The sequence below is a fragment of the Achromobacter marplatensis genome (genome assembly GCF_002209535.1).
GTDB classification, from domain to species: Bacteria; Pseudomonadota; Gammaproteobacteria; order Burkholderiales; family Burkholderiaceae_B; genus Achromobacter; species Achromobacter marplatensis.
In genome coordinates, this window is the sequence record NZ_NJIG01000001.1 from 378,136 (window position 1) to 402,280 (window position 24,145).

Below are 24,145 nucleotides of genomic sequence, written 5' to 3' on the forward strand. Positions count from 1 at the left end.
GGGAGCCGGCCCAGGGCCGCTGGCGGGTCGGCGTTGGCTGCGCCTTCCCCGGTCAGCGGACGCCGGCCTTGGCCGGGGCGGTGGCAGCGGCGGGCCCGCGGCGCCATTCGACCAGACCGATGCCGATGCCGCTGGCGCAGATGATGGCGATGCCCAGCCAGGTCAGTGGATCCGGGAAATGGCCCCAGACCAGCCACCCCACGGAGGTGGCGCTGATGATCTGCAGATAGATGAACGGCGCCAGCGTCGAGGCGGGCGCGCGCCGGTAGGCGGCGATCTGGAACAGGTGGCCCACGCCGCCGGTCACGCCGGTCGAGATCAGCAGGAACCAGTCGAAGGCCGACAGCGATTGCAGCACGGGCAGGGCGGCTGGCAGCACGAAGGGCAGGGACAGCGTCAGGCAGGCCGTGCCCACCGCGCCGCTCCAGATCAGCGACGTGAACGGATCGTCCCCGGCGACGCGCCGCGTGGCGATGAACTGGGCCGCGAAGCAACAGGCCGTCAGCAGCCCGAAAATGGTGCCCACCGGATGCAGGCCGCCGCCCGGGCGGATGACAATGATGACGCCGATGAAGGCGATGCCCGCCGCCACGAAGCGCGAGAACCGCGCGGGTTCTTTCAGGATCCAGGGCGCCAGCGACAGCACCAGCAGGGGCGCCAGGAAGTTGATGGCCGTGGCCTCGGCCTGCGGGATGTAGCTGAGTGTCGTGAAGAACATCAGCGTGGCCAGGAACATCGAACCCCCGCGGATTAGCTGTTCACGCGGGCGTTTGCTGCGCAGCACGCCGACCCCCTTGGTGGGCAGCACCAATGCCAGCACCAGGACCAGGTGCACCACATACCGGAACCAGGACAGCACCAGCAGCGGCACGCCCGCGTTCATCACCCATTTGCCGCTGGCGTCCAGACAGGAGAGCGTCCACATCGATAGCACCAGCAACAGGATCCCGACGAGCGGGCCGCGGGAGGCGGGCGCGGCGGCTGGCGGGCGACCGTGATCGGCCGGGGGCATGGACAGGCTCCTAATGGGGAAACGGGCGGCTGCCATGATACGCTCATCGCGCCGGGGGAAAAGGCCAATGATAGAACTACGCAACGTCGAAACTTTTTTTTGGGTCGCTACGCTGGGCAGCTTTCGTGCCGCGTCGGAAAAGCTCAACACCACGCAGCCTGCGGTATCGCAGCGCATTGCCTCGCTTGAGGCCGACCTGGGCGTGCTGTTGTTCGAGCGCGACGCGCGCGGCGTCAAGCTCACCGCCAAGGGCCATGAACTGCTCTCGCACGCCGAGCGCATGCTGCAGGTGCGGCGCGACATGTTTGAAGCCGCACGCGAACAGAACGTGATGACGGGCACGGTGCGTATCGGCGTGGCCGAGACCATCGTGCAGACCTGGCTGCCCACGTTGATCGAACTGATCCACACGACGTATCCGGCGCTGGTGCTGGAGATCGAAGTCGACACCACTCACGTGCTGCGCTCGCACCTGATGTCGCGCCAGATCGATCTTGCCTTCTTGATGGGGCCGGTACTGGAGGCGCGGGTGGAGAACTTGCCGCTGTGCACCTATCCCTTGGCCTGGGTAGCCAGCCCCACGCTGGATCTGGGGCCCGAACCGCTGACCCTGGAACGGATTGGGAAGCTGCCCATCATCACTTACCCGTCCAATAGCGCGCCGTACCGCTTCGTGCGCGACATGCTGACGCGCGCGGGCGTGTCGGCGCCGCGCATGTACGGCAGCGCGTCGATGTCGATGGTAGTGCGCATGACGCAGGACGGCATCGGCACCAGCGTGATCGCGCCGGTGTTCCTGGGCAAGGAGCTTGCGCGCGGCGAATTGCGCATCCTGCGCGTCGAGGCCGATCCGCTGCCTGAGCTGAGTTTCACGGCGACCTGGGTGCAAGGCCCGGACAGCCATGCGGTCAAGGTCATTGCGCAGATGGCGCAGAAGGTCGCCGCGCAGGCCGCCGACGGCATTCCCGCCTAGGTGTTTTCCCCATATGCCACGCACAGCCGCGTGCCGGTGCGTCCCTCGGCCGCCCGCGTCCGGGTGTGCCCGATCGCCCGCTAAGCCCCGTCAATAGGCGGTTTGCGGGATTCTTGGCGGGCTGCCGTCAGGAGACCCAAGAAATATTTATACCCCCACATCGCAACATACGATTGGACGCTCCGCGCCCCTGACGATGCAATGGCGGCACATCAATAAGCAAGCAACGCCTGGATACACAGCGCGGGGGGAAAGCATGAATACGCATCTGTTCCAACACTGGACGCAGGCGGTGGCGGATCTGCCGCGCCGCGCGCTCGACTCCCGACCCTGAATCCCCGATTCCTAACCGCGTGCGATCAGGGTAACGGGATCCCGCGCGCGACAGACCATCCCGCCAGCCAGGAGTTTTGTCCATGAAGAAGTCTCTTGTTTTCGCCGCCGTCGCTGCCAGCTTGCTGGCAGGCGCCGTCCACGCGCAAGATCTGCCCAAAACCCAGTTGAAGGTCGTGGGAGGCCTGTCCAACCTGACCGCCTACAACGACTACGAAAAGCCGTTCTGGACCAAGACCATCCCCGAGCTGTCCAAAGGGCAGGTTACGGCGGACATCAAGGGCTTCAATGAAATGGGCTTGAAGGGCCCCGAACTGCTGCGCCTGATGTCGCAGGGCGTGATTGAATTCGGCACCGCGACCCTGTCGTACTTCGCCAGCGACAACCCCATCAACGAAGCGATCGACCTGGCCGGCCTGGCGCCGGACGTCAAGACCGCGCGCGCCGTCACCGAAGCGTTCGAACCCGTCTACGCCAAGCTGTATGGCGAAGGCAGCAACGTCAAGCTGCTGGGCATCTCGACCTATCCGGCACAAGTGCTGTTCTGCAATGCCGAGATCAAGAGCCTGGCTGACATCAAGGGCAAGAAGGTGCGCACCAGCAGCCGCACCACGGCCGAATTCGTTGAAGCGCTGGGTGGTTCCAGCGTCACCATGGCCTTCGGCGAAGTGGTCCCGGCCCTGCAGAACAAGGTGGTCGATTGCGCCATCACGGGTTCGCTGTCGGGCTATTCGGCCAAGTGGTACGAGGTCTCCACGCACCTGGTCGCGCTGCCCATCAACTGGAACCAGCAGATCCACGCCGTCAACCAGAAAGCCTGGGACAAGCTGGATCCCGCGGTTCGTACTTTCCTTCAGGCCAACGTGAAGACGCTGGTCGACAACATCTGGGAAGCCGCCGCGCGCCAGACGCAGGAAGGCTATGACTGCAACACCGGTGCCGCCGCGTGCCCGTTCCCGGTCAAGGGCAAGATGGTCCTGGTGCAGCCCACCGAGGCCGACCAGGCCCTGCTCAAGAAGGTCGCCCAGGAAGCCGTCCTGCCGAAGTGGGCCGCGCGTTGCTCGGCGCAGTGCGTCAAGGACTTCAACGCCACCATCGGCAAGACGCTGGGTCTGACCGCCAGCAAGTAAGCGCCGTCGCGCGCCGCCGCCTTGCGCGGCGGCGCGTTGCAAGGCAAGTCATTACGGGCGTTGCCCGCAAAGGTTCCATTCATGACCCAAACCGAACACTTCCGCCTGCTTGGCGGCCTGTTGCGGCGCGCCGAGAGTTTTTCTCGCGCGGCCGTATGGGCCGGCGGCGCCTTGACGGTGGCCAGCGTGCTGCTGATCTCCTTTGACGTCCTTGCCCGCAAATTCCTGGGCTTCACCACGGGCGGCGCCGACGAGTTGTCCAGCTATGCCTTTGCCATCAGCACCTCGTGGGCGCTGGCGTTCGCCACGCTGCAGCGCGCCAACGTGCGTGTCGACGTGCTTTATCAATACCTGCCGGTGCGCCTGTCCGCTGCGCTGGACTGGATCTCCATGGTGGCGATGGCCGTCTTCATGGTGTTCCTGACGTACTACGCCTACGAGGTGGTCCAGACCTCATGGGCACAGAAATCCGCCGCCAATACGCCGCTGGCCACCCCGTTGTGGATCCCGCAAGGGCTTTGGCTGCTGGGGCTGGCCTGGATGTGCATCACGGTCGCCCTGATGCTGGCGCGCGCTTCCGCCGCGCTGGTCACGGGCGACATCGAACTGGTCAAGCAGATCTGCGGCGTGCGTTCGGCGCAGGAAGAAGCCGACGAAGAAGCCGCCGCGGGCGAGCGCATGGTGAAGGGAGAGGCCGCATGATTTCCACCGCATTGACCTTATTGCTGGTGCTGATCGGCCTGTCCATTCCGGTGGGCGCGGCGCTTGGCGTGCTGGGCCTGATCCTGGACCCGCTGTTCTCGATGCTGCCGCTGTCGCGCGCCATCGGCGAGATTTCCTGGAGCTCGAACAACGAGTTCCTGCTGGTGGCGATTCCCCTGTTCATCATGCTGGGTGAGGTGCTGCTGCGCGCAGGCTTTGCCGAACGCATGTACGGCGCGATGAGCCTGTGGCTGTCGTGGCTGCCGGGCGGGCTGATGCATGCCAACATCGGCGCGTCCACGCTGTTTTCGGCCACGTCGGGCTCCAGCGTGGCCACTGCGGCCACGGTGGGCACGGTCGCCCTTCCGCAGATCCGCAAGTATGGCTACAACGAGCCCCTGTTCCTGGGCAGCCTGGCCGCCGGCGGCACGCTGGGCATCCTGATTCCGCCCTCGATCAACCTGGTCATCTATGGCGTGCTGACGAATTCGTCGGTGCCCAAGCTGTACCTGGCCGGCATCATTCCCGGCTTTGCGATGGCGGCCTTGTTCATGCTGACGGTCGTGATCGCCTGCGTGGCCAAGCCCTCGTGGGGCGGCAAGAAGATCCATGCGACCTGGGGTCAACGATTCGCCAGCCTGGTACATCTGGCGCCGCCCATGGGCATCTTCTTCCTGGTGGTGGGCTCCATTTACGCGGGGCTTGCGACGCCCACCGAGGCCGCGGCGCTGGGCGTGCTGGGCGCCTTCATCCTTGCGGCATGGTTCCGCCGGTTGAACTGGTCGATGCTGCGCGAAGTGCTGGAAGGCACGATGCGATCCACGGCGATGATCATGCTGATTGTCATCGCAGCCAGCTTCCTGAACTTCGTCATGTCGGCCACCGGCCTGACCGACGCGCTGACCAAGTCGATTACTGGCCTGGGCCTGTCGCCCGGCTGGATGTTGCTGATCGTGGTGATTTTCTACCTGGTGCTGGGCTGCTTCATGGAAACGCTGTCCATGATGATCACGACGATCCCGATCGTCGCGCCCATCATGATCGCGCTGGGCTACGACCCGATCTGGCTGGGCATCGTGATCATCATCCTGGTTGAAGCCGCCCTGATCACGCCGCCTGTCGGTCTGAACCTGTTCGTGGTGCAAAGTCTGCGCAAGGCCGGATCCATGAGCGCGGTCATCGTCGGCAGCTTGCCGTTCGTCCTCGCCATGTTCGTGATGCTGGCCCTGTTGGCGTTCTGGCCCGACCTGGCGTTGTGGCTGCCGCGCGCCTTCGGTTGATTCCCTATCCGTACCGGCGGCGGCCCGGCCTGGGTCGCCCCGTTCCCTCCCTTTGAATCCGCAGGACTGATATGAAAGCCGTATTCAACATCGACGACGCTAATCCCCGCCAGGTGGAAGTGGACTTCAACACGCTGATCGTGGCCGGCTGGGCCGGGCGCGACATCGCCGCCATCGAGCACCACATCGAAGAGCTGGCCGCCATCGGCGTGCCGCGCCCGACCAGCGTGCCGCTGTACTACCGCATCGCCGACAACCAGCTGACCCAGGCCGAAAGCGTGCAGGCCGTGGGCGAAGAATCCTCGGGCGAGGTCGAGACCTTCGTCTTCGCCGTGGACGGGGAGATGTACGTCAGCATCGCGTCCGACCATACCGACCGCAAACTGGAGACGGTCAGCGTCGCCATGTCCAAGCAGGTCTGCGTCAAGCCGGTTGCCACCGGCGCCTGGCGCCTGGCCGACGTGGCCGACTATTGGGATGAACTGGTCATCCGCTCCTACATCGTCGAGAACGGCGAAAAGGTGCTGTACCAGGAAGGCCCGCTGTCCACGCTGCGCACGCCGCAGGACCTGATCGCCGGTTACACCGGCGGCGCGGCCGTCCTGCCGCAAGGCGCCGGCATGACCTGCGGCACGGTGGGTGCCATTGGCGGCATCCGCGCGGCGGCGGACTTCACCATGGAACTGTTCGACCCGCGCCGCCAACGCACGCTGAGTCACCGCTATCATGTCGAATCGCTGCCTGTGGTGGCCTGATTCCGGTTTCGCACGGTATTGATCGCCAGGCGCACCTCTTGAGGCTGCGCCTGTCCGCACTTTTACGCCGCAAGACGGCACTAGGACAATGATGGTTTCGACCTTGAATGAACTGACCTTGGCCCTGAGCGAGGGCCGCACCACCGCTGTGCAACTGACTGAGGCCGCGCTGGCGCGCGCCCGGGACGAGGCGGGCGAGGGCGCTCGTGTGTTTACGAAGCTGTATACGGAATCGGCGTTGGCCCAGGCGCGCGCCTCCGATACCTTGCGCGCGGCCGGCATTGTGCGGTCTGCGGTGGAAGGCCTGCCCATCAGCATCAAGGACCTCTTCGACATCGAAGGCGAAACCACGATGGCCGGCTCGGTGGCGCGCGAAGGCGAACCGGCGGCCGACGAGAATGCCGAAGTCGTGCAGCGCCTGATCGCGGCGGGCGCGGTCATCATCGGCCGCACCAACATGACCGAATTCGCGTATTCGGGCCTGGGCATCAACCCGCACTACGGCACGCCGCTGAACCCCTACGACCGCGCGACCGGCCGCATTCCGGGCGGCTCGTCCTCGGGCGCTGCCGTGTCGGTGGCCGACGGCATGGCCGTTGCCGGCATCGGGTCGGACACCGGTGGTTCGGTGCGCATCCCGGCCGCGCTGTGCGGCCTGACGGGTTTCAAGCCCAGCGCCTGGCGGGTTTCCATGACCGGCGTGCTGCCGCTGTCGGCCAACCTGGATTCCATCGGCCCCATCGCCGCCAGCGTGCGCTGCTGCGCGGAGCTGGACGCCATCCTGTCGGGTGACGGCGGCCCCGTGCCGGAGGCGCTGCCGCTGCGCGGCCTGCGCCTGGCCGTGCCGACGACCCTGGCGCTGGACGCCATGGAAAAGCACGTGGCCGACAGCTTCGCCGCCGCCGTGGCGCGCCTGAAGGAAGCGGGCGCTATGGTCGACGAAATCGCCATTCCCGAATTCGCGGAGTTGGGCAACATCAACAGCAAGGGCGGCTTCACCGCCGCGGAAGCCTGGGCCTGGCACCGCGGCCTGATCGCCCGCGCCGGCAAGCGCTACGACCCGCGCGTCGTGTCGCGCATCATGCGTGGGCAGGACATGTCGGCCGCCGACTACCTGGATTTGCTGGACGCCCGCGAAGCCTGGGTGGCGGCCGTGGACCGCCGTATCGCCGGCTACGACGCCCTGATCATGCCGACCACGCCCATCGTGGCCCCCGCAGTGGCGGACCTGGCAGCTTCCGACGAGGCCTACTACGCGGCCAACGGCCTGATCCTGCGCAACCCCACGCTGATCAATTTCCTGGATGGCTGCGCCCTGTCGCTGCCGTGCCACGCGCAGGGCACGGCGCCGGTGGGGCTGATGATCGCGGGCAGCAACGGCGCCGACCGCCGTATCCTGGCGATCGGCCTGTCGGTCGAAGAGCGCCTGGCCGCGCGCTGATCGCAGGCCATGCCAAAGACGGGCGGGGCAGGGCGCGGGCAGGCCGTGCCGCAGCCCGTCTGCGGCTAAGATGAGGATTGGGATTGCACACGCTGTGGGCATACGCGGGACGCCGGCTCCATGATCGATCTGCGCAATATCGAAACATTCTTTTGGGTTGCCACCCTGGGCGGGTTCCGCGCTGCCGCTGAAAAGCTGAACGCGACGCAACCGGCGATTTCGCAGCGCATCGCGTCGCTGGAATCAGACCTGGGCATCCGCCTGTTCGACCGCGACGCCCGCGGCATCAAGCTCACGGGCAAGGGCCGTGAATTGCTGTCCCACGCCGAGCGCATGCTGCAGCTGCGGCGCGACATGCAAGAGGCCGCAGCCGCCAAGAGCATCATGAGCGGCACGCTCAGGCTGGGCGTCTCCGAGACGATCGTCCACACCTGGCTGCCCACGCTGATGGAGTATCTGCACGACAGCTACCCGGCCTTGATGGTCGAGATCCAGGTCGATACGACCACCATGCTGAAGTCGCAACTGGCCGCGCGCCAGATCGACCTGGCGTTTCTGCTGGGGCCGATGGAAGAGCCCCGCGTGGAAAACCTGTACCTGTGCAACTACCCGCTAAGCTGGGTCGCCAGCCCGAAGCTGAAGGTCGGACGGCAGCCCATCAGCCTGAAACGGCTGGCGGAGTGGCCGGTCATTACCTATTCGTCCACCACGGATCCGCACCGCTCGGTTCGGCAGCTGATGCTGCAGGCCGGCGTGGAGTCGCCGCGCATGTACGGGAGCTCCGCGCTCAGCGTCATCGTGCGCATGGCGCAGGACGGCATCGGCACGGCGGTGATCGCGCCGGTCATCCTGCGCAAAGAACTTGCCCAGGGCGAATTGCGCATCCTGGAAGTGAAGGCGCCGGCCTTGCCGCCCTTGCATTACACGGCCTGCTGGATGCAGGGCCCCGACAGCCAGATTCCCCGCGTGGTGGCCGAAGCCGCGCAGCAGATCGCGCGTGAAGACGCACTGCGCCATCCGGCAAAACCCTGATAAGGAATGTTGATCGGGGTCTATCGCAACATGTGATTAGACGACCGCTTGTACTTCCGGTGCAATGCCCCCTATCAATCACACATCCAGGGGATAGGCATGGCACAGGGCATGGCAGGTCGGGACAGTGTTGCGTTGGCGCGGCAGGCGCGCCTGGACGCCCGCAGCGGCAAGCTGACAGGGCCCACGGCGAATCTCGCGCCGGGGCACGTGCAGGCCAATCTGGCCATCCTGCCGCGTGCACTGGCAGCCGACTTCCTGCATTTTTGCCAACGCAACCCCAAACCATGCCCGTTGCTGGCCATGTCCGAACCAGGCGACCCCGCATTGCCGGAATTGGGCCACGATATCGACATCCGCAGCGACATTCCGCGCTACCGGGTCTGGAAAGACGGGGAACTGGTCGCCGAGCCCACGGATGTCCGCGATATCTGGCGCGACGACCTCGTCTCGTTCCTGATCGGCTGTTCATTTTCCTTCGAAGAAGCCATGCTGGATAACGGCCTGCCGGTGCGCCATATCGAACAGGGCTGCAATGTGCCCATGTACCGCACCAGTGTGCCGACGCATGCCGCTGGCGTATTCGGCGGCCCCCTGGTGGTGTCGATGCGGCCCTTGAAGGCGGCCGACGCGATCCGCGCCATCCAGGTCACGTCGCGCTTTCCTTCCGTGCACGGCGCACCCGTCCATATCGGCGACCCCGCATTAATCGGGATTGCCGACATCAACCAGCCGGATTACGGTGATGCAGTCGAGATACGCGAGGGCGAGTTGCCCGTATTCTGGGCCTGCGGGGTGACGCCGCAGTCGGTCGTGGCTGCCGTGCGCCCGGAATTCTGCATCACCCACGCGCCGGGCCACATGCTGGTCACGGACCTGATCAACAGCCGGATGGCGATTCTTTGACGGTTGCGCAGGCCGCGCGACGCGGGATCTGACCCTACTAATCAGCCATTTGTCAGCACGAAGCAGTTAGAACCACCCAGACGGCGATTTTTCAGCCGTACCAGTTGTGCCACCAAAACGATCCATTAAAGGACAAGGGGAAAAGGCGACAACCGTTCAGCACCCAATGTCTTGCGGCTTGCCGCAGGACGGCGGGCTGCCGCGAGTCCGTTCGTTCCAGGCCGGGGCTGCCGCCCGGCGCATTGCTTTCCAAGTTGGTTTATTCCAGGAGTCTAGTAATGAAGATGAAGCTCATTGCGGGTGTCGCCGCAAGTCTGGCGTTGCTGAGCGCCGTGCCTGCCCAGGCGCAGCAGAAGACGGTGCGTATCGGGGCGATCTACCCCTTGTCGGGCGCCTTGGCGTCCACCGGTGCCGAAATCAAGGCTGCGGTCGAACTGGCCGTCGATATCGTCAATAACCCGCATCCCGAGCTGGAAGGGATTCCGCTTGCCGCCGGCAGCGGCCTGCCCGCGCTGGGCGGCGCCAAGATCGAAGTGGTGTTCGGGGATTCCCAAGGCAAGCCCGAAGTCGGCCTGGCCGACGCGCAGCGCCTGATCGATCAGGAGAAGGTCGTGGCCTTGACTGGCGCCTACCAGTCCGCCGTCACCAAGACGGCCAGCCGCATCGCCGAGCAACGCGGCATTCCCTACGTCAACGGCGAGTCCAGCAGCCCGGACCTGACCGAACGCGGCTACAAGTGGTTCTTCCGCACCTCGCCCAACGACGATACGTTCGTTGAAAACATGATGCAGTTCCTGGACGGCATCAAGGCGGTGCCGACCGCCAAGATCGCCGTGGTGTATGAAAACACCGACTTCGGCGTGAACACGTACAAGGCCGTGGAGAAGTTCGCCAAGCAGTACAAGCGGGAATTGGTGGCCAACATCGCGTACAGCGCGGGTTCGGCGTCAGTGACGGCCGAAGTCCAGAAGCTGGCTGCTGCCCGCGCCGACGTGGCGATCTTCGCCAGCTACACGTCCGACGCCATGCTGTTCGTGCGCACGATGCGCGAAAGCAAGTATGCGCCGCCGGTGCTGCTGGCCAACGACGCCGGCTTCATCGATTCGCGCTTCGTGCAGGAAGTGGGCCCGCAAGTGCAGGGTGTGCTGACACGCGACGTGTGGGGCAACGACGTCGCCGCGGCCAAGGCGGGGTTGAAGAAGATCAACGACATGTACAAGGCCAAGACGGGCAAGGACCTGAACGGCAACAACGCGCGTTCGATGCAGGGCGTGCTGGTGCTGGCCGACGCCATCAACCGCGCCGGCTCAACGGACCCCGAGGCCATCCGCAAGGCCCTGGCCGCCACGGACCTGGGTGAAGCGCAGGTGGCGATGCCCTGGGCCGGCGTGCAGTTCGACGCCAAGGGCCAGAACACCAAGGGTTCGGGCTTGATCCTGGAGCTCAAGGGCTCGTCCTACCAGACGGTATGGCCGGAAAAATACCGCACCGACAAGACGCTGCCCACGCTGCCGTTCTCCTGGAAGTAAACCGCTTTCTTGCGTGGCGGGCCGCGGGGGTCCGCCACAGGAGCCCTCCATGTTTGAAGCTCTCTCGGCAGGCCTGTTCAACGGCCTGATCTATGCCGCGGTGGCGGTGGGGCTGGCGCTGATCTGGGGCATTACCGACGTCATCAATTTCGCGCACGGCGAATTCCTGATGTTGGGCATGTATGCCGCCTATTGGCTCTATACCCTGGGTCACATCGACCCCACGATGTCCGCGCCGCTGGTGGCGATCGTGCTCGCTTTCGTCGGTTTCCTGACCTATGCGCTGATCATCCGGCGCTTGCAGAAAGGGCCGCCCATGGCGGTCATCCTGGCCACCTTCGGCCTTGGGCTGGTGTTGCGCCAGCTCGCTTTCATCGCCTTTTCCCCCGACTATCGCAGCCTGCCCGACACGCTGGTGTCCGGCAGCGTGACGGTGGCGGGCATTTCACTGGGCCGCCCGCAGGTGGTGACGGGCCTGATCGCGCTGGTCGTCGTGGTGGCGCTATTTGTGTTGGTGTACCGCACGCGGTGGGGACATGCCCTGCAGGCGGTGGCGGAAGACCGCCAGGTGGCGGCCCTGGTCGGCATTTCGCCGGACCGGGTCAACGCGCAGGTCTGGATGCTGGGCAGCGCGGCCGTGGGCCTGGCCGGCGCCTTGCTGACTACGTTCTTCTATGTCTTTCCGTCCGTCGGAACGGTCTTCGGACTGCTGGCGTTCGTGGCGGTGTGCATGGGCGGCTTCGGCTCCCTGCCGGGCGCCTTCATCGCGGGGATCCTGATCGGCATCATCGAGGCCATGACGGGCTACTTCGTCGCGCCGGCCTTGAAGACCGTCAGCGTCTTCATCCTGTTCATCCTGGTTCTCTGGTATCGGCCGCGCGGCCTGTTCGGGCGGTGGTGACATGACGACACAGAAAATCGATTCCACGTCCTCGGGCGTGCCGAAATGGCCGATCGCCGTAGCGCTGGGGGCTACCGCCGTGATGGCGGCGGTGCCGCTGGTGGTGACGGACTCCTTCACCTTGCAGGTGCTGTTGCTGGCGATCATGTTCGGGGCGTTGGGCGCCTGCTGGAACCTGGTCGGCGGCTTCCTGGGCCGCATTTCGTTCGGGCATAGCGTCTTCGTGGGCGTGGGCGGCTACACCACCTTGCTGCTGCTGCACCATCTGAAGCTGACGCCCTTGCTTGGCATTCCGCTGGGCGGCGTGATCAGCGCGGCGCTGGCCTGGCTGGTGGGCGGACCCACGTTGCGGCTGTCGGGCCATTACTTCGCGATGGCTACGATCGCGCTGCTGCAGATCGGCCTGCTGCTGCTGATCAATTGGGAATGGGCGGGGGGCGCGGTCGGGCTGGAGGCGCCGATCGGCGACGCCGCCTGGATGCTGCTGTTCCGCAGCAAGGTGCCGTACTACTGGATCGCCGTGGGCTTGGCCTTCCTGACGTTCTGCGCCACGTATTTCCTGGTGCATTCCAAGGCGGGCTTCTACTGGCGGGCCATCAACGGCGACGAGGCGGCTTCGCGCAGCCTGGGCGTGCCCGCCGACCGCTACAAGATGCTGGCCTTCGTGCTATCGGCCGGGATGACCGGCGTGTGGGGCGGCTTCTTCGCGATGTACGTGGGCTTCATCGATCCGGAATCCATGTTCAGCCTGACCATGTCGGTGCAGGTCGTGCTGGTGACGATCCTGGGCGGCGTGGGCACCCTGATCGGCCCCTGGTTGGGCGCAGCGGTGCTGCTGCCGCTGTCGGAAGGCACGCGGGTGCTGTGGGGCAGTTCAGGCCTGGGCCTGGACCTGCTGATCTTCGGTCTGGCCATCCTGCTCGTCACGATGTTCCTGCCGGGTGGTCTGGTGACATTGAGGAGGCGCCGTGGCTCTGCTGGACGTTAACAATCTGACCAAGCGCTTTGGCGGCCTGGTCGCGAACAAGGACATTTCGCTGTCGGTGGAGGCGGGCGAAATCGTCGCCATCATCGGCCCCAACGGCGCCGGCAAGAGCACGCTGTTCAACGGCCTGGTCGGCCACCACGAACCCACCTCCGGCACGGTCAGCTTCAACGGCCGGTCCATGATCGGCCTGCGGCCGGAGCAGGTGGCCGCGCTGGGCCTGGTGCGCACCTATCAGATCCCGCGCAGCTTCGGGCAGATGACCGTGCTGGAGAACGCCATGGTCGGTGCGCTGTTGCGCCATCCGCGACTGCCGGACGCGCGCCGCGAGTCGGCGCGGGTGCTGGAACTGGTGGGGCTGGCCGACCGCGCCGACGTGAAGGCGGCGGATCTGAACGTGGCCGGGCAGAAGCGGGTGGAGCTGGCGCGTGCGTTGGCGACGGAACCGCGCATGCTGCTGCTGGACGAAGTGGCGGGCGGCCTGAACCCGGCTGAAGCCATCGCCTTGGCGGAAATCCTGCGCGGCATCCACGCCGCCGGGGTCACGCTGATCATCGTCGAGCACGTGCTGGAAGTGGTCATGCGCCTGGCGCAGCGGGTGCTGGTGTTGAATTTCGGCCAGATGATCGCCGAGGGCGCGCCGCAGGACATCGTCCGCGACCCGGCCGTGATCGAAGCCTATCTGGGGAGAAAGCACCGTGCCTGACGTGATGCTGCAAGTCGAGAACCTGAGCGTGGCCTATGGCGGCGTTCAGGCGGTGCGGGGCGTGTCCCTGGAAGTGCGCAAAGGCGAGATCGCGGCCTTGCTGGGGGCCAACGGCGCGGGCAAGTCCAGCACCTTGTTGGCCACCATCGGATCGGTCAAACCGAAGGAAGGGCGCGTCATCTTCGAAGGGCGCGAGATCACGGGCACGCCGCCCGACAAGCTGGTGACGCAGGGTATCGCGATGATCCCGGAAGGTGCACGCGTGTTCGCGCGCCAACCCGTGGAGCAGAACCTGCGCCTGGGCGCCTATACGGTGCGCGACGAGCGCGTCTACCGCGATCGCCTGGAGCGGGTCTACACCCTGTTTCCCCGCTTGAAGGAACGCCGCGAGCAACTGGCTGGCACCATGTCCGGCGGGGAACGCCAGATGCTGGCCATCGGACGCGCGCTGATGAGCGGCCCGCGCCTGCTGCTGATCGATGAGCCCAGCCTGGGTTTGTCGCCCTTGCTGGTCGAGCAGGTGTTCGATGCGCTTGCCGCCTTGAACCGCGATGACGGCTTGTCGGTGTTGCTGGTCGAGCAGAACATGGCGCAGGCGCTGGAAGTCGCCGCACGCGCCTATGTGATGCAAAGCGGTCGCGTGGCGCTGTCGGGAAATGCCGCGGAACTGGCGGCCTCCGACGAGGTCCGCAAGGCCTACCTGGGCATGTAGGATGGGGGTAGCGTGAGCAGCCTGGATGAAGAACACTGACATCCAGCGCGCGTAACCCATCAGGCAGCGCTCCCGCGCACGTCGCAAGCAAAGAAAAGCCCATCGCAAGCGATGGGCTTTTCAATGCGGCCGGGGGTAGGCCTTGAGGCGGACAGGTCTTAGAAGATGTGGCGGAAGCCCACGGCTGCGCCGACCTGGTTGCTCTTGCCGGCGATTTCGCCGCTTGCGGCATCGCTGACCTTGTTCCAGTCGACGGTACCGTAGACTTGCGAGCGCTTGGACAGCGAGTATTCTGCCACCGCGACCAGCGCGTAGCGCTTGCCCTTGTCGCCGTCCGTGACCACGTTCTTGCTCTGGTCGTAGTAGCCGGCGCCGGTGATGGCCCAGCGCGGGGTGGCCTGCCAGGTCACGCCGGCGAAGTAGCCGTTGTCCTTGCGGTCCAGGCCCGAGGCGGTGGTGGTGCCGCCCATGACGGCGTTAACCCAGCCCGTTTCGTCACGGCCGTTGAAGTAGCCGGCAAACACCTTGGCGCCGTCGAACTGATAGGACGCGTTCAAGTTCCAGACGCGCTGGCGCAAATCGGAATTGCCGCCGTCGTAGGTCTGCTGGTAGGCAGCGCCCAGGCCGAATTGGCCGATCATGTAGCGCAGGCTGGCGCCGTACTGCTGGCCGGCCTTGTGGTCTTCCCAGCTTTCGCCGTTAGCCCAGGACAATGCCAGATCCAGGTCGCCGAGCTTGTTGGCGTACTTGGTCATGTTGTTGGTGCGCACACGCGACATGGCGGCGGGCAGCCAGGCGTTCTGGTCGTAGTTGCCGACGGTCAGCGGGTCGAAATGGTCGGCCAGCAGGTCGAACATCGGGGTGTTTTGCAGACCCAGGGTCAACTGGCCGATGTTGCCTCCATCAAGGCCGACGTAGGCCAGACGGCCGAACGTCTTGCCGGCGGCCGACGAGTTGCCGTTCTGCATGTTGAAGCCGTTTTCCAGGCGGAAGAAGGCACGGTTACCGTTGCCCAGGTCTTCCGAGCCGCGCAGGCCCCAGCGGCTGTTGGAGATGGCGCCGTTTTCCATCGAGACGCGGCTGCCTTCCTGGCCGACGCTGCCGGCGCTGGTGTTCAGGTAGCGGATGCTGACGTCGGCGATACCGTACAGGGTGACGCTGGTTTCAGCCGAAGCCGTGCCGGCGGCCAGACCAAGGCCTGCGAGGGCGAGGGATAGGGTGATGCGTTTCACTGATGACTCCTCCTGTGTAGCTGTTTTTTGATTGCACCGGGCTTGTGGCCGGGTCTGTTGCGCCAGGCGGATCGTCTGACGCTGGGCCGCCGCACCGTCGCTGTGAGTAAGCGCGGGTCCGGAGCATTGGCCCAAAAGGTACGACTGCGCCACTTTGGTGCAACGTGTAAGCGCCTGGGGATTCTAAAAAAGTTACCGGGTGTGTAGGGCCAATTTTTTTTCGGCGTTTTCCCTGGTTTACAGATTTCGAAAATAAGCGGTTATTGGAACAATCGTCGGATTGTCCCAAAAAAAACCCCGTTCAGAGAACGGGGTTTCAAGAGGCCGAGATGGGCTACAGCGTCATGTGCAGCGGCAGCCACGTCGCGATGCCGGGCACGGCATAGAGCAGCAGCACCGCCAGGATCATCAGGAAGAACATCGGCAGCGAGGCTCGGGCAATGTAGGGCAGTTCGCGTCCGCTCATGCCCGACAGCACGAACAGGTTGAAGCCCACCGGCGGCGTGATCTGTGCCATTTCCACCACGAATACGATGAAGATGCCGAACCAGATCAGGTCGATGCCAGCCGCCTGCACCGTCGGCAGCAACACGCCCATGGTCAGCACCACGATCGAAATGCCATCCAGGAAGCAGCCCAGGATGATGAAGAACACCATCAGCGCCATGATCAGCCAGAACTGCGACAGGCCCAGGCCCCCGATCCATTCCGCCAGCGCGCGAGGCAGGCCGATATAGCCCATGGCCAGGGTCAGGAACTGCGCACCCGCCAGAATCAGTGCAATCATGCAGTACAGGCGCGTGGCGCCCAGCAGCGATTGCTTGAAGGTGGACCGATTCAGCGACCCTTGCAGCGCCGACAGGATCAGCGCGCCGACGACGCCTACCGCAGCGGCTTCCGTCGCCGTGGCGATGCCGGAGTAGATCGAACCGAGCACCGCACCGATCAGCAGCATCACCGGAATCAGATGGCGCGACTGCGACAACTTGCGCATGAACGACATGCCCGGATCCGCCGCCGGCACCTGGCCGGGATTGCGGATGGCCCACCAGGCGATGTAGCCGCTGAACAGCAGCGCCAAGACGATGCCCGGCACGATGCCCGCGATGAACAGCTTGGCGATGGACACGTCGGCGGCCACGCCGTACACGATCATGATGATCGATGGCGGGATCAGCAGCCCCAGCGTGCCCGCGCCGGACAGCGTGCCCAGGATCTTATCCTCGGGGTAGCCGCGACGGGTCAGTTCGGGGATGGTCATCTTGCCGACGGTGGCGCAGGTGGCAGCCGACGAACCCGACACGGCCGCAAAAATGGCGCAGCCGATCACGTTCGTGTGCAGCAACCGGCCAGGCAGCCGGTTCAGCCAGGGGGCCAGGCCTTTGAACAGGTCTTCTGACAACCGGGTGCGGAACAGGATTTCTCCCATCCACAGGAAGAGCGGCAGGGCGGTCAGGGTCCAGCTGGACGAGGCGCCCCAGATGGTGACGGCCATGGCGTCGCCCGCCGGGCGGCTGGAGAAGATCTCCATGCCGATCCAGGCCGTGCCCGCCAGTGTCAGGCCGACCCAGACCCCGCAACCCAGCAGGACGAAGATCGAGACGACCAATAAGGTAATGACGAGAAGTTCATTCATGGGTTTGCTGCGAAGAGGCGGCGGCCAGACCACGCGAACGGCGGATCAGTTCGTCAATGAGGGCGACCAAAAACAAGACCGTGCCCACCGCCATGCTGGTCTGGGGGATCCAGAGCGGGGTGGCGTCGTTGGACGTGGAAATGTCGTTGAACTGCCACGAATCGTAGGTCAGCTTGATGCTGAAGAACGCGAAGGCGGCGGCCAGGAGACATCCGACGGCCAGCGCGAAGATATCCAGCCTGCGGCTAGGGGCGGGGGACAGCGAATTCAGGATCAGCGTCACGCGGATGTGTTCGCCGTGCTTGAACGTGCTGGCCAGTGCGAGAAATCCCGCTGCGGCCATGAAGTACCCGGCGTAGGCGTCGGTGCCTGGGATGTTCAGGCTGAGCTGGCGGGCGATGATCGCCGCCAGCACCGACACCAGCACGCCGATCGTGCACAAGCCGGCCAACAGGCCGGCCGCGCCGTAAAGACCATCTAGAAAGCGGCGCATGGCGATATCACTGCTTCTTGTAGGCGTCGATCATGGCTTGGCCGTCGGCACCCGCCTTCTTCAGCCAGTCATCCAGCATGCGCTTGCCGATCACCGACAGGCCTTCCTTCAACTCCACCGTGGGCTTGATGGTTTCCATGCCGTTCTTGGCCAGCTCTTCCTGGTACCACTTGTTCTTTTCCTGCGACAGCTTCCAGCCGCGTTCCTCGGCCTGCGCACCGGCCTTCTTCAAGGCTTCCTGCGTAGCCGGATCCAGCGCTTCGAACGCCTTCTTGTTCACGATGATGGCGTTCTTGGGCAACCAGGCCTGCGTGTCGTAGAACTTCTTGATGTACTCATACGTCTTGGTGTCGTAGCCGGTGGAAGCCGACGACATGTAGGAATCGATCACGCCCGTGGCCAGCGCCTGGGCAAGTTCAGCCTGCTGCACCGTGACCGGTTGCGCGCCGACCAATTCGGCGATCTTGGCCGTGACCGGGCTGTAAGCGCGCCACTTCAGGCCCTTCATGTCGTTGATCTGCTTGATGTCGCGGTTGGCGAAGATGCCTTGGGGCGGCCATGCCACGGCGTACAGCAGGGTCATGCCTTGGGAGGCCAGCTTCTTTTCCAGGAACGGCTTCTGCGCCTGGTACAGCTTGAACGAGGCGTCGTAGCCGGTCGCCAGGAAGGGCAGTCCGTCCAGTTCGTAGATCGGGTCTTCGTTGGCGAAGTTGGTCAACAGGATTTCGCCGATCTGCGCCTGATTGCCTTGCACCGCGCGCTTGATTTCCGGCGCTTTGTACAGCGAGGCGTTGTTGTGCAACTGGATCTTGAGCTTGCCTTGCGACAGCGTGTCCACATCCTTGATGAAGGTCGTGAGGTTTTCAACGTGGAAGTTGCTGGCCGGGTAAGCGCTGGGCAGGTCCCACTTGGTTTGTGCCTGTGCGCCCGCGCTGAACGCCAGGATGATGCTGCCAGCCAGCAGCGAGATTTTCTTGTACATGGGGTGGTCCTTCTTTGCGAATGGTGAAGACGGGTTGTGCCCGATAGGCATTGCGAAAAAGACGGCTGCGCCGCCGAGGCTCGGCTTGAAAGCCGTGCCATTCTAGGGTGCTGCGCGGCAACAACGCGCACAAAAAAAGGCGTTTTACGGGTTAATCCTAAGCTGGCCATAGCGAGGTGATTGAAGGTTGAATCTTTTTTCGTCGCGCCACCGCCACGCATCCGGGCGGACGTTTTTCTTCTAAGATTGCAAGATCGAAAACGTAGTGCAGAGGCTTGTGTGAATTTCGTATTCCGCCGTGATGAGTTGCTGGTCCAAGAGACGTCCAGCGTGTTGCCGGACACGGCGTTATGCGAACGGATCGGCGTGCCGCCCACGGCGCTGCAGCCGGTGTGGATTGCGCCCGATTCGCCTTACCGCACCGTCCATGTCGATCCCGGCCTGGAAGCGCCCGAAGGCTACGCCTTCAAGAAGCTGCGTTCGCTGTTCGGCGTACTGGACGATGAGCGCATGGCGCTGGCGGGCCGCGCCTACCAGATCGCCGAATGGGCGCGCACGCACCGGTTCTGCGGCGTTTGCGGGACGCCGGCCGAACGCGTCGCGCACGAGTTCTGCCTGCGTTGCCCGTCCTGTGGCTTCTCGGCCTATCCGCGCATTTCGCCCGCCATGATGGTGCTGATCCGCAAGGGCGACAGCATTCTGCTGGCCCGCCACACCACCACCGCTACGTCGCGCTACACGGCGCTGGCGGGTTTCGTCGAGCCGGGCGAAAGCATCGAACAGACCGTGCACCGCGAAGTCTTCGAAGAGGTCGGTCTGAAGGTCGGCAACCTGCAGTACTTCGGCAGCCAGCCCTGGCCGTTCCCGCATTCGCTGATGGTCGCCTTCACGGCCGACTACGTATCGGGCGACATCCGCGTGCAGGAAGACGAGATAGCGGACGCGCGTTGGTTCGGTCCAGGCGACCCCATGCCCGACATAGCGCCCCGTATTTCGATCGCCGGCTGGTTGATCCGCGCCAATCTGCCCATGGGTTGGTCGGCGCCCTGATTTCGTGAATTCGCCAGGCAGGCGCTAGGGGATTTCCCTCGAAATGGGGGTTTCCTGCGGCCAAATGATCATTTTTTATGGATGAACTATCCATAAATTATTAGTATTTCGCTCAAGTTAACTTGGCTTGCGCCTTCCATGAGCCCCTCTCTGATCGCGTCGTCGGCCCATTTGGCCGGCGGCAGCGCGCCTGACCTGTCCGAAGTCGAATTCGGCCTGATGATCGCCAGCCATGCCTTCGACCGCTGGACGGTGCGGTGCATGGCCGCTGCCGGCCTGCCTGAGTTGACGCCTACCGATGTCATGGTCTTCCATCACGTCTACCACCGGCAGCGTCCGAAGAAGCTGGCCGACATCTGCTTCACCCTCAATGTCGAAGACACGCACATCGTCAGCTACGCCCTGAAGAAACTGGATCGCCTGGGCGTAGTGCAAGGCGAGCGCAGCAGCAAGGAAGTCTTCTATTGCGTCACGCCCCAGGGCGCGGCCATCCTCAAGCGCTATGGCGAAATCCGCGAACAATGCCTGACAGCGGGCCTGGACGGACCGGGCGGCGGCGGCCTGGAGTTCAGCCGCCAATTGGCCCACACCTTGCGCGCGCTATCGGGCCTCTACGACCAGGCGGCCCGCGCGGCAACCTCTCTCTGATATCCGTTCGGGCACGACCCCGTCTCCTGCAATCCGACCGCGGCGATACGCGCCGTGGCCGTTCGTTTTCAAGGACATGTATGAAGAAGTGGCAATTCTGGATTGATCGTGGGGGCACCTTCACCGACATCGTGGCGCGCCGCCCCGATGGCACCACCACCACGGCGAAGATGCTGTCGGAGAACCCCGAGCAGTACCGCGACGCGGCGGTGGCCGGCATCCGCAAGCTGCTGGGCGTGGCGCCCGGCCAGCCGGTGCCGGTCGAGCAGGTCGAATGCGTGAAGATGGGGACCACCGTCGCGACCAACGCCTTGCTGGAACGCAAGGGCGAACGCACCTTGCTGGTCACCACCCGAGGCTTTCGCGATGGCTTGCGCATCGCCTACCAGAACCGGCCACGGCTGTTTGACCGCAACGTGATGCTGCCGGAAATGCTGTACGAATCCGTCGTGGAGGCCGATGAGCGCGTGGCGGCCGATGGCGAGGTCATCCGCGACCTGGACGAGGCCGGCCTGCGCCTGAGCATGCAGGCGGCGTATGACAGCGGCATTCGCGCGGTCGCGATCGTCTTCATGCACGCCTGGCACGCCACCGCGCACGAACAGCGCGCCGCCCGCATCGCCCGCGACATCGGGTTCACGCAGGTTTCGGCTTCGCACGAGGTCAGCCCGCTGATCAAATTCGTCTCGCGTGGCGACACCACGGTGGTGGACGCTTACCTGTCTCCCATCCTCAAGCGCTATGTGGACCAGGTGGCCGGCGAACTGCCGGGCATCCGCCTCATGTTCATGCAATCCAGCGGCGGCCTGACCGACGCGCACCGCTTCCGCGGCAAGGACGCGATCTTGTCCGGGCCGGCCGGCGGCATCGTGGGCATGGTGCGCACCAGCGAAATCGCCGGCTTCCCGAAGGTGATCGGTTTCGACATGGGCGGCACCTCGACCGACGTGTCCCATTACGCGGGTGAGTTCGAGCGCGAGTTCGAAACGCAGGTGGCGGGCGTGCGCATGCGCGCGCCCATGATGAGCATCCATACGGTGGCTGCTGGCGGCGGGTCGATCCTGCATTTTGACGGCGCGCGTTTGCGCGTGGGGCCCGATTCCGCAGGGGCCAACCCCGGACCCGCCTGCTATCGCCGGGGCGGCCCGCTGGCCGTGACCGACTGCAACGTGCTGCTGGGCAAGATCCAGCCGGATTTCTTCCCCAAGGTGTTCGGCCCCGAGGCCAACGAAGCGCTGGACCGCGATGCCGTGGTCCAGCGCTTTACCGCCATGTCCGACGAGGTGCGCGCCGCGACCGGCCGCGAGATGTCGCCGGAGCAATTGGCCGAAGGCTTTCTCGAGATCGCCGTGGGCAATATGGCGGAAGCCATCAAGCGCATTTCGGTGCAGCGCGGCCACGACGTCACGGAATACGCGCTGACCGTATTCGGCGGCGCCGGTGGCCAGCATGCCTGCCTGGTGGCCGATGCCCTGGGCATGACGACGGTTTTCGCGCACCCGCTGGGTGGCGTGCTGTCGGCCTATGGCATGGGGCTGGCCGACCAGACGGACATGCGCCAGAAGACCGTGGAAAAGGTGCTGGACGCGGGCCTGATGGGCCAGCTGAAAGACGAACTGGATGAATTGGCCGGGCAAGCGGTGGGTGAACTGCGCCGTCAGCACGTGCCTGACGGCGACATCAGCGTCCAACGCCGGCTGCACCTGAAGTACCGCGGTACCGACACCGCGCTGGAAGTCGCGTTCTCGGACCTGGAGCAGGCGCGCAGCGACTTCGAAGCGGCGTATCGCCAACGCTATTCCTTCCTGATGCCCAATCGCGAACTGGTGGTTGAAACCATCTCGGTGGAAGCCACGGGCGGCGGCGAACGCGTCGGCGAAGCCTCGGTGTCGCGCACCCGCGAAGGCGCGCTGACGCCGCGTCGCGTGGTCAGCATGTACAGCGCCGGGGCCTGGCGCGACACGCCCTTGTTTGTGCGCGAAGACATGGCGGGCGGTGACGTGGTGGCGGGTCCCGCCATCATTTCCGAGCCCAACCAGACCACCGTGGTCGAACCGGGCTGGCAGGCCGAGTTGACGCTGCAGGACCATTTCGTGATCCGGCGCGTCGAAGTCCGCAAGGAACGCCGCGTGGTCGGCACGCAGGCCGACCCGGTCATGCTGGAGGTGTTCAACAACCTGTTCATGTCGATCGCCGAGCAGATGGGTTACCGGCTGCAGAACACCGCTTATTCGGTCAACATCAAGGAACGTCTGGATTTTTCCTGCGCCATTTTCGACGCGCAGGCCCGCCTGATCGCCAATGCGCCCCACATGCCGGTGCACCTGGGATCGATGGGCGAGTCCGTGCGTACGGTCATGAACGCGAACGCCGGGCGCATGATGCCCGGCGACGCCTACGTCGTGAACGATCCCTACCACGGCGGCACGCACTTGCCGGACGTCACCGTCATCACGCCGGTGTTCGATCACGACGGGCGCCAGATTCTGTTCTATGTGGGTTCGCGCGGGCACCACGCCGATATCGGCGGCACGACCCCCGGTTCGATGCCGCCGGACTCCAAGACGGTGGAAGACGAAGGCGTGCTGTTCACCAACTTCCAGTTGGTGAAGAACGGCGAATTCCGCGAACAGGCCGCCCGGGACATCCTGGGCTCGGGCCGCTGGCCGGCGCGCAATCCGGACCAGAACATCGCTGACATGCACGCGCAGATCGCCGCCAACGAAAAGGGCGTGCAAGAGCTGCTGCGCATGTGCGACCACTTCGGGCTGGACGTCGTGCGCGCCTACATGGGCCACGTGCAGGACAATGCCGAAGAGGCGGTCCGCCGCGTGATTTCGGTCCTGAAGGATGGCAGCTACGAATACCCGCTGGACAACGGCGCGGTCATCCGCGTGGCGGTCAGGGTGGATACCGAGGCGCGCAGCGCCGTGGTGGATTTCACCGGCACCTCGGCGCAGTTGGACAACAACTTCAATGCGCCCGGGGCGATCGCCGTGGCCGCGGTGCTGTATGTGTTCCGGACCATGGTCAACGACGACATCCCGCTGAACGACGGCTGCCTCGTGCCGCTGTCCATCATCGTGCCGGAAGGCTCGATGCTGCGCCCGAATCCTCCGGCGTCAGTCGTGGCGGGCAATGTCGAGACGTCCATGTGCATCGTCAACGCGCTGTACGGCGCGCTGGGCGTGCTGGCGGCCAGCCAGGGCACGATGAACAACTTCACGTTCGGCAACGCCCGCCACCAGTACTACGAGACCATCTCGGGCGGCACGGGCGCGGGTCCGGTGCGCATCGACGCCGCGGGTCCGCATGACGAGGGCTTCGCGGGCACGTCCGTCGTGCAGGCGCACATGACCAATTCGCGCCTGACGGATCCCGAAGTGCTGGAGTTCCGGTTCCCCGTCCGGCTGGAGTCCTACGAGATCCGCAAGGGCTCGGGCGGCGCGGGCCGCTATCCGGGCGGCGAAGGCGGCGTGCGCCGCATCCGCTTCCTGGAAGACATGACGGCGGCCATCCTGTCCAACAACCGCCGGTTTGCGCCGTTCGGCCTGGGGGGCGGGCAACCGGGGTCTATGGGGCGCAATTCGGTCGAACGCGTCGACGGTTCCATCCAGGAGCTTGGCCCGCAAGACAGCGCCCAGCTGCATCCAGGCGATGTGTTCGTCGTGGAAACCCCGGGCGGGGGCGGTTACGGCGCGCTGTAA

General features: G+C 64.9%; 21 protein-coding genes. 16 read left to right on the forward strand and 5 right to left on the reverse strand.

Translation table 11 applies throughout. From position 1 onward, the window contains the following. Positions 1-52 precede the first annotated feature (52 nt). Entirely contained in the window at positions 53-1,012 is a 960-nt protein-coding gene (locus tag CEY09_RS01640; RefSeq protein ID WP_088587292.1) for a DMT family transporter, read from the reverse strand. 67 nt (positions 1,013-1,079) lie between these two features. Here CEY09_RS01640 and CEY09_RS01645 point away from each other — a divergent pair, with 67 nt between their 5' ends. The 13 genes from CEY09_RS01645 (at position 1,080) to CEY09_RS01705 (ending at position 14,397) form a co-directional block, all read left to right on the forward strand. Next, on the forward strand, positions 1,080-1,985 hold the full coding sequence (locus CEY09_RS01645; RefSeq protein WP_006222264.1) for a LysR family transcriptional regulator: 906 nt from the start codon (positions 1,080-1,082) through the stop codon (positions 1,983-1,985). 416 nt (positions 1,986-2,401) lie between these two features. After that, on the forward strand, positions 2,402-3,448 hold the full coding sequence (locus CEY09_RS01650) for a TRAP transporter substrate-binding protein (RefSeq protein ID WP_088587293.1): 1,047 nt from the start codon (positions 2,402-2,404) through the stop codon (positions 3,446-3,448). Between the two features lie 81 nt (positions 3,449-3,529). Further along, positions 3,530-4,150: a TRAP transporter small permease subunit gene (locus CEY09_RS01655; protein WP_088587294.1), complete on the forward strand. Its 621-nt coding sequence runs from the start codon at positions 3,530-3,532 to the stop codon at positions 4,148-4,150. Further along, on the forward strand, positions 4,147-5,430 hold the full coding sequence (locus CEY09_RS01660; RefSeq protein ID WP_088587295.1) for a TRAP transporter large permease: 1,284 nt from the start codon (positions 4,147-4,149) through the stop codon (positions 5,428-5,430). The genes CEY09_RS01655 and CEY09_RS01660 overlap by 4 nt, the downstream gene beginning before the upstream one ends. Before the next feature lie 71 nt (positions 5,431-5,501). After that, positions 5,502-6,185, forward strand: a complete 684-nt coding sequence (locus CEY09_RS01665) for a DUF2848 domain-containing protein (RefSeq protein ID WP_088587296.1) — start codon at positions 5,502-5,504, stop codon at positions 6,183-6,185. 91 nt (positions 6,186-6,276) lie between these two features. Then, on the forward strand, positions 6,277-7,626 hold the full coding sequence (locus CEY09_RS01670; protein ID WP_088587589.1) for an amidase: 1,350 nt from the start codon (positions 6,277-6,279) through the stop codon (positions 7,624-7,626). 120 nt (positions 7,627-7,746) lie between these two features. Next, positions 7,747-8,658, forward strand: coding sequence for a LysR family transcriptional regulator (locus CEY09_RS01675; RefSeq protein ID WP_088587297.1), 912 nt, complete (start codon positions 7,747-7,749; stop codon positions 8,656-8,658). Positions 8,659-8,757: 99 nt separating this feature from the next. Then, on the forward strand, positions 8,758-9,564 hold the full coding sequence (locus CEY09_RS01680) for a putative hydro-lyase (protein ID WP_234818202.1): 807 nt from the start codon (positions 8,758-8,760) through the stop codon (positions 9,562-9,564). A 278-nt stretch (positions 9,565-9,842) separates the two neighbouring features. Continuing rightward, positions 9,843-11,093 carry an ABC transporter substrate-binding protein gene (locus tag CEY09_RS01685; protein ID WP_088587299.1) on the forward strand — a complete coding sequence of 417 codons (1,251 nt, stop codon included), beginning with the start codon at positions 9,843-9,845 and terminating at the stop codon, positions 11,091-11,093. Between the two features lie 49 nt (positions 11,094-11,142). Beyond that, positions 11,143-11,994: a branched-chain amino acid ABC transporter permease gene (locus tag CEY09_RS01690; RefSeq protein WP_006222255.1), complete on the forward strand. Its 852-nt coding sequence runs from the start codon at positions 11,143-11,145 to the stop codon at positions 11,992-11,994. Between the two features lies 1 nt (position 11,995). After that, on the forward strand, positions 11,996-12,982 hold the full coding sequence (locus tag CEY09_RS01695) for a branched-chain amino acid ABC transporter permease (protein WP_006222254.1): 987 nt from the start codon (positions 11,996-11,998) through the stop codon (positions 12,980-12,982). Further along, the gene (locus CEY09_RS01700; protein WP_088587300.1) at positions 12,963-13,685 is read left to right on the forward strand and encodes an ABC transporter ATP-binding protein; all 723 of its coding nucleotides are present in this window, start codon (positions 12,963-12,965) and stop codon (positions 13,683-13,685) included. Before CEY09_RS01695 ends, CEY09_RS01700 begins: the two co-directional genes overlap by 20 nt. Before the next feature lie 4 nt (positions 13,686-13,689). Beyond that, positions 13,690-14,397 (forward strand): ABC transporter ATP-binding protein, encoded by a 708-nt coding sequence (locus tag CEY09_RS01705; protein WP_088587590.1) that lies wholly within the window; start codon positions 13,690-13,692, stop codon positions 14,395-14,397. Between the two features lie 158 nt (positions 14,398-14,555). Here CEY09_RS01705 and CEY09_RS01710 read toward each other — a convergent pair whose 3' ends face one another. From CEY09_RS01710 to CEY09_RS01725, 4 genes are all read right to left on the reverse strand, one after another. Further along, a complete protein-coding gene (locus tag CEY09_RS01710) occupies positions 14,556-15,629 on the reverse strand; it encodes a porin (protein ID WP_088587301.1) in 1,074 nt (357 codons plus the stop codon). 334 nt (positions 15,630-15,963) lie between these two features. Beyond that, entirely contained in the window at positions 15,964-17,265 is a 1,302-nt protein-coding gene (locus tag CEY09_RS01715; protein WP_088587302.1) for a TRAP transporter large permease, read from the reverse strand. Further along, on the reverse strand, positions 17,258-17,758 hold the full coding sequence (locus tag CEY09_RS01720) for a TRAP transporter small permease (protein WP_088587303.1): 501 nt from the start codon (positions 17,756-17,758) through the stop codon (positions 17,258-17,260). Before CEY09_RS01720 ends, CEY09_RS01715 begins: the two co-directional genes overlap by 8 nt. Before the next feature lie 7 nt (positions 17,759-17,765). Further along, entirely contained in the window at positions 17,766-18,740 is a 975-nt protein-coding gene (locus tag CEY09_RS01725; protein WP_006222248.1) for a TRAP transporter substrate-binding protein, read from the reverse strand. A gap of 279 nt (positions 18,741-19,019) precedes the next feature. Here CEY09_RS01725 and nudC point away from each other — a divergent pair, with 279 nt between their 5' ends. The 3 genes from nudC to CEY09_RS01740 all read left to right on the forward strand — a co-directional run bounded on the left by nudC (position 19,020) and on the right by CEY09_RS01740 (position 24,145). Beyond that, on the forward strand, positions 19,020-19,790 hold the full coding sequence (gene nudC, locus CEY09_RS01730; RefSeq protein WP_088587304.1) for an NAD(+) diphosphatase: 771 nt from the start codon (positions 19,020-19,022) through the stop codon (positions 19,788-19,790). Positions 19,791-19,928: 138 nt separating this feature from the next. Continuing rightward, complete coding sequence (locus CEY09_RS01735; protein ID WP_088587305.1) at positions 19,929-20,438, forward strand: winged helix DNA-binding protein; 510 nt, start codon at positions 19,929-19,931, stop codon at positions 20,436-20,438. Positions 20,439-20,518: 80 nt separating this feature from the next. Beyond that, positions 20,519-24,145: a hydantoinase B/oxoprolinase family protein gene (locus CEY09_RS01740; protein ID WP_088587306.1), complete on the forward strand. Its 3,627-nt coding sequence runs from the start codon at positions 20,519-20,521 to the stop codon at positions 24,143-24,145.